Here is a 3,867-nt window from a genome sequence, read left to right as displayed (position 1 = left end):
CGCGAGACAGTTTGGTCCCTATCTGCCGTGGGCGTCGATATTTGAGAGGACTTGTCCCTAGTACGAGAGGACCGGGATGAACATACCTCTGGTGGACCTGTCATCGTGCCAACGGTGCAGCAGGGTAGCTATGTATGGACGAGATAACCGCTGAAAGCATCTAAGCGGGAAGCTCCCCTCGAGATAAGATATCTTAGAGCGGTCGAAGACCACGACCTTGATAGATCGGATGTGGAAGTGGAGTAATCCATGGAGCTAACCGATACTAATTGCTCTATTCGCGCTTGAGAGTCCCACCATCAATGACAGGACTGACCTGATCAAAGATGGGGTTCGCTCAGCATATGTGGTGCACGCATCGATTTCGAAACCCGACCCAATTGCGCATCGCGCTGGCTCCATTGCTTGGTGGCCATAGCGTCTGTGACCCACCCGATCCCATCCCGAACTCGGCCGTGAAACCAGACAGCGCCGATGGTACTATCGCTTAAGCGATGGAAGAGTAGGTCGTCGCCAGGCATTGAAGCCAGCGCGGCGCGCAACACACGGTCCGAACCCATCCACATGTCTCCCTTTTTGGCCTCAAGCGCCGGCAGCCGCATCCGCGGCCTTGGCTTTCCTCGCTACGCTGCGGGCGGCCCGTCGGCCTTGCGGACCTGCGGTCCGACGACCACATCTACCGTCGGACATATGGTGGCGCGGGGTGGAGCAGCCCGGTAGCTCGTCAGGCTCATAACCTGAAGGTCACAGGTTCAAATCCTGTCCCCGCAACCAATACAAACCCCCAGCCCTCACAGGCCCAGGGGGTTTTCCTTTGCCCAGCCCACATCCAACCCATCAGCCGATACGGCAGGCGCCACGGTACGACCGTTCGTGCCGTGACGCAGACGCTCCGAGGTGCGGCCGGGGGGACGAAGCGGCCGGGCGAACCGGGCTCAGGCGGCGCGCGTCCTCTCCTTGCCCTGCCGCGCCGCGGCGATCCGATCGATCGCATCGAGAATGATAGCGGTCGCGTCGTGCGTCTCGATCGACCGGGCGATGCGCGCCACCGACGCCTTGATCTCCGCATCCACCAGCACCCGGTCGACCGCCTCGGCAAGGCTGGCTTCCGACGGGGTACCGGTCCGCAAATTGATCCCCGCTTTGGCCCATCCGATCCGGGCGGCAATGTCGGGCTTGTCCTCGCTCGCGCCAGCAATGATCACCGGCGCACCCTCGGCCAGCCCCATCAGCACGGTTCCATATCCGCCGTTGGTGACGAGAATATCAACCTTGGGCATCAGCCAATCGAACGGCAGATATGTTTCCAGCCGCGCGTTGGCGGGTAGCGCGCTGGGCGCCAACGGCAGCGGCCGGCGCCCGGTCGTGCCGAGTACCAGCAGGTCATCCCGACCGGCGAGCGCCCTTATGGTGGGCAGCACCAGCTGATCGAGGTCGGCATTGGCGACCGTCCCCTGCGTCACCAGCACCACCGTGCGCCGACCGTCAAGATCGTCGGCCCATGCCGGCGGCGGCGCGGCGCTGGGGGCTGCCGGCCAGCGGCCGACAAAGGCGAGATGCTCCGGCACGTCGCCGAGCGGGAATTCGATTTCCGGTACACCGCCTTGCCAGAAGATGTCGGCATATCGCGCCATGGCGCCGATCGGCGACCCCTTGGGTTCGACGCCGGTCGCCCGCGCCGCATCCTCGTACATCGACTGGATCGGCGCCAGAGCTGCCATGACTTCGGGGAGCAGCGTCTGCTGGAGATGGGCGCGAACGTCTGCATCCGCCGCATAATCGAGCCCCAGGCCGTGCGGGAGACCGTCCGATCGATCGAGACTGAGGAAGGTGATGCCGCACCCGATTACCACGGGGCGGTCCGCCCCCCCTTCGAAGATCAGTGGCAGAGCGCCGAGGAAAAGCTGCTCGGTGATGACGATATCAGCCGGAAATGCCGCGAGCAGCTTCTTCAAGCCGGCATATTGCTGGGGCAGCGGGTCCGTGAAGATATGCCTGAAATCGAATTCTATGATCTCGGGGCCGGTCAAACCTGCGCGCGCGGGAAAACAGGCGTCAGGATCCCGCAGATCGAAATCGGCGCCGGCAGGCAAGGGCTCGAAGCGGGCGCCGATCGTCTCGGCGCGTTCGCGGAACGCCGAACCGGAATAGAGCAGCACCTCATGGCCTTGTTCCACCAGCAACCGGCCGATGCCGAGCAGCGGATCGAGATGGCCGGTCGCCGGGGTGGCGGCGAGGATGATCTTCATGGTCGGAGCTCCCGTTCGTCCTCTGTCACAGCGCCGATGCCGGCTGTGTGCGGGAGCAGCGTTGGGGGATTCCGCTACGCGCGCATGTCGTATCCTCGGGGCTGCGTTACCGTGGTAATTGCGGGGTGATGCGCATAGGTGCGCGGGACGGCGCGTGCTTGCCGGAAGCCGCCGGGTCGCATCGGCCGCTACGGCTAAAGATAGGGTAGCGCATTGCCCCGGCGGACGCTCCTAAGCCAGCGGCGGGCTGCCGGCCGCTCCCTTTCGCCCGACACGCGCCGCGGTGCGGCTGTCGATCATCCGCGGAGCGCCCCGTCCGATCATCTTGATGCGCGCGGTCCATTCGCCCGCCTGGTGATCGAAGGCGACATCGTCCAGCACGAGCCCGCGTACCGAGCCCGCGAAATGGCGCAGGAAGCGGGCCATCTGATGCTGGGCATGCAGGTTGAGATCATGATCGAACGCGAAGCGCAGCACATGCTCGCCGGCGCGGAGAACGGGCGCGAAGGGAAGGACGTTGGAAGAATCGGGGCGATCGACGCGCACGGTCGTTTCTGCCAGGCCGGCGGCGAGCGCATCGGGCTTGGCGACGGAAACGACCACGCTGGCGACCGGGCCGAGCGCCAGACAGTCTTCGCCGACCAGGCGCGCAAATTGTTCGATCAGACCCACATGCGATTGGGCGATCGCCTGCACCCGATCGACCACCGCCCGATAGTCGATCGTATCGGCGAGGCTGGAGAGCGGATGCGGCGGATCGAGGCGCGCGTCGACCGAGACCAGCAACGTCTGCCGGCGACCCTGCTCATCGGCATTGACGCCGATCAGGGCCGCCACCGGCAGATCGCGAACGGTGACCGAATAAGCGGCGCCGCTGACCATCAGCGAAACACGACGGTGCGGCTGCCGTTGAGCAGAACCCGATCCTGGAGATGCGACGCCACGGCGGCGGCGAGGACGCGGCGTTCGATATCGCGACCCTTGCGCACCAGATCATCCGGTGTGTCGGCGTGGCTGATCGATTCCACGTCCTGCGCGATGATCGGGCCCTCATCCAGGTCCGCGGTGACATAATGGGCGGTGGCGCCGATCATCTTCACGCCACGCGCATAGGCCTGATGATAGGGCTTCGCGCCCTTGAAGCCGGGCAGGAAGCTGTGATGGATATTGATGCAGCGCCCCGACAGATAGGTGGCGAGATCGTCCGACAGGATCTGCATATAGCGGGCGAGCACGACCAGATCGGCTTGGGTGCCCTCCACGATCCGTTTGAGTGCGGCTTCCTGCTCGGCCTTGGTATCCGGCCTGACCGGGAGATAATGATAGGGGATCGTGCCGATCATCGTGGTGTTCAGCGCCTCCTTGGGATGGTTGGAGACGATGCCGACCACGTCCATCGGCAATTCGCCGATGCGGCGGCGGTAGAGCAGGTCGCCGAGGCAATGATCGAATTTGGAGACCATCATCAGCACGCGCTTGCGTTCGGAGGCGTCCCGCAATGTCCAATCCGCGCCGATGGCGGTGAGGACGGGTTCGAGCGCGGCGTGCATCGCCGCCACCGGGGGCGACGCGTCGCCCGTTACGGCGAAGGCGGCACGCATGAAGAAGCGACCGGTGT

General features: G+C 64.6%; 3 protein-coding genes, 1 tRNA gene and 2 rRNA genes. 3 read left to right on the top strand and 3 right to left on the bottom strand.

All coding sequences use genetic code 11. The annotated features are described in order from the left end of the window. The 3 genes from ACOJSI_RS00565 to ACOJSI_RS00555 form a co-directional block, all read left to right on the top strand. Window positions 1–288, top strand: a 23S ribosomal RNA gene (locus ACOJSI_RS00565); the annotation flags it as partial. 116 nt (window positions 289–404) lie between these two features. Continuing rightward, a 5S ribosomal RNA gene (gene rrf / locus ACOJSI_RS00560) occupies window positions 405–519 on the top strand. Between the two features lie 178 nt (window positions 520–697). After that, a tRNA-Met gene (locus ACOJSI_RS00555) sits at window positions 698–774 on the top strand. Window positions 775–935: 161 nt separating this feature from the next. On the opposite strand, the gene ACOJSI_RS00550 is transcribed toward ACOJSI_RS00555, so the two are convergent. The 3 genes from ACOJSI_RS00550 to ACOJSI_RS00540 form a co-directional block, all read right to left on the bottom strand. Beyond that, window positions 936–2,249, bottom strand: a complete 1,314-nt coding sequence (locus ACOJSI_RS00550; RefSeq protein WP_420136302.1) for a glycosyltransferase — start codon at window positions 2,247–2,249, stop codon at window positions 936–938. A 231-nt stretch (window positions 2,250–2,480) separates the two neighbouring features. Further along, window positions 2,481–3,131 carry a dihydroneopterin aldolase gene (locus ACOJSI_RS00545; protein WP_420136301.1) on the bottom strand — a complete coding sequence of 217 codons (651 nt, stop codon included), beginning with the start codon at window positions 3,129–3,131 and terminating at the stop codon, window positions 2,481–2,483. Beyond that, window positions 3,131–3,867, bottom strand: a 737-nt coding sequence (locus ACOJSI_RS00540; RefSeq protein WP_420136300.1) for a formyltetrahydrofolate deformylase, incomplete at its 5' end; no start/stop codon positions are given. The genes ACOJSI_RS00540 and ACOJSI_RS00545, both read right to left, overlap by 1 nt.

The organism is Sphingomonas sp., from assembly GCF_048595155.1.
GTDB lineage: Bacteria > Pseudomonadota > Alphaproteobacteria > Sphingomonadales > Sphingomonadaceae > Sphingomonas_I.
Note: the sequence above shows the minus strand (reverse complement) of the source record. Positions and strands in the feature narration are given on the sequence as shown.